3 protein-coding genes are annotated in these 2,103 nt (G+C 47.7%); 1 reads left to right on the top strand and 2 read right to left on the bottom strand.

Annotated features, from left to right (window positions below; genetic code table 11):
* Positions 1–212, top strand: a 212-nt coding sequence (locus A3757_RS15945; protein ID WP_068739910.1) for a YdcH family protein, incomplete at its 5' end; no start/stop codon positions are given.
* 141 nt (positions 213–353) lie between these two features.
* Here A3757_RS15945 and meaB read toward each other — a convergent pair.
* Together meaB and A3757_RS15955 are read right to left on the bottom strand one after the other, a co-directional pair.
* Positions 354–1,349: a methylmalonyl Co-A mutase-associated GTPase MeaB gene (gene meaB, locus A3757_RS15950; protein ID WP_068554425.1), complete on the bottom strand. Its 996-nt coding sequence runs from the start codon at positions 1,347–1,349 to the stop codon at positions 354–356.
* Between the two features lie 9 nt (positions 1,350–1,358).
* A partial coding sequence (locus A3757_RS15955; RefSeq protein WP_197470073.1) for a methylmalonyl-CoA mutase family protein occupies positions 1,359–2,103 on the bottom strand: 745 nt, incomplete at its 5' end.

Consider the following 2,103-nt stretch of genomic DNA (forward strand, 5'->3'; position numbering starts at 1 on the left):
TGCCAGAGCACAAAGAGACTATTCATAACCTCAAGATGAGTGATAACCACTTTGCTCGTTTATTTGATGAGTATCATGATAAGGATCATGAAGTACACAGAATCGAGACCGGTGCAGAAAACACCTCTGACGAGTATCTTGAAAAGTGTAAGAAAGAGCGCCTTAAGCTAAAGGACGATTTGCTTGCGATTATCAAGAAAACAACAGCTTAATATTTAGCTTAGTTTGTTATCAAGCCCGGTTACTTAATCGGGCTTTTTTAGTTTAGCGTTGGCAGATATATTCGAACCCTTACCTGTCGTGATTAGCTCAGGCTGATAGCAATAGGGTCCTCGCTAAGGGGCGGTAAATAGTCAAGACGGGTCTTGTTTGTTGAGAAATAGCTGAATGATCTGATGTGCTGCAGAGTAGGGGGTTACACTATTTTCCTGCACAGCTGAGCGGAGCTTAGGTAGTGCTGATTGAACTGGAGGGTGACTTTTAAGCTCCTGTTCCAACATATCTTTTACCAAGGCGTTCAACCATTCTCTATTTTGTCGGGCGCGTTTATCCTCAAATAGATTAAGGCCTTCTTCATTGGAGTGGCTTTTGCCTTGTTCCTGGTAGTCCAGAATCATGTCCCATACAGTCTCAATTCCGGTGTTCTCAAGAGATGAGCAGGTGAGAATTTGAGGTTTCCAAAAACCATCGTGCTGTAAGAGGTGAAAGGCATTACTGTAGTGGTTTTTGGTTTGCTGAGCCAAGCCTTGGTTAGGACCATCACTTTTGTTAACGACTAAGGCATCCGCCAGCTCCATAATGCCTCGTTTGATGCCTTGTAAGTCATCTCCAGCGTTAGGAAGCATCAATACGAGAAAGAAATCGACCATCGAGGCGACTTCATACTCGGATTGGCCTACACCAACGGTCTCTACGAGTATTACATCGTAGCCGGCGGCTTCGCATAGGAGCATTGTCTCACGGGTTCTAAGCGCGACGCCACCCAGCGCGCCTTCAGAAGGGCTAGGGCGAATAAAGGCATTGTCTTCACGGGCAAGTTTTTCCATGCGGGTTTTATCGCCAAGGATACTTCCTCCACGTAGAGGAGAACTGGGGTCGACAGCGAGTACAGCTACCTTTTTTCCATTAGCGATCAGATGGCGACCAAAGGCTTCGATGAAGGTAGACTTTCCCACCCCCGGTACGCCACTGATTCCTATACGAAGGCTATTTCCGGTATCTGACAATAGCTCATTCAAGACTTGTTGAGCAGCCGCTCTGTCTTGGTCGCGCTTGCTCTCGACCAAGGTAATAGCTTTGGCTAGTGCTCGGCGCTGGCCTTTTTTGAGTTGCTCAAGATCGATATTCATACCAGGAAGCTAGGCAGACTCATTGATCGCCGTTAGCACTTGGCGAACACTATAAGGCACTTTTGTACCAGGCCCGAAGATTCCTTTAACTCCTGCCTGATAGAGTGTGTCGTAGTCTTGTTTAGGGATCACTCCCCCGGCAATAACGATAATGTCGTCCGCGCCTTGATTTTTGAGCGCCTGAATGAGCTCAGGAACTAGTGTCTTGTGTCCTGCAGCTTGTGAGCTGACACCGACGGCATGCACGTCATTTTCGACGGCTTGCTTGGCGACTTCTTCAGGGGTTGAAAACATAGGGGATAGGTCGATATCAAAGCCCGCATCGGCAAATGAGGTGGCGATGATTTTAGCGCCCCTATCATGGCCGTCTTGGCCCATCTTGCAAACCAGCATTCTAGGTCGTCGACCTTGGGCTTTCTCAAAGGCTTCAATATCAGACTGTATTGCTTGCCAGTCTTCATCGCCCTCATAGGAGGCGCCGTAAACGCCGCTAATAGTGCGAGATTCGGCCTGAAAACGTCCGTATATTTCTTCCAGAGCATCAGAAATTTCGCCAACAGTCGCGCGTAAGCGAGCAGCATTTACGCTCAATTCTAGCAAATTGCCTTCACCTGTTTTCGCCGCCTCAGTCAAGGCTGTAAGCGCTGCTTTAACCGCATCAGAATCTCGATTTGTACGAATCGATTCCAAGCGCTTGATTTGTGACTCGCGTACAGCAACATTGTCTACTTCAAGTATATCCAGGTCATCTTCG

The organism is Oleiphilus sp. HI0117 (assembly GCF_001635235.1).

Coding starts and splice junctions, on each gene's coding strand:
- meaB (WP_068554425.1), bottom strand. CDS start 1,349: ATGAATATCGATCTTGAGCAACTCAAAAAAGGCCAGCGCCGAGCACTA.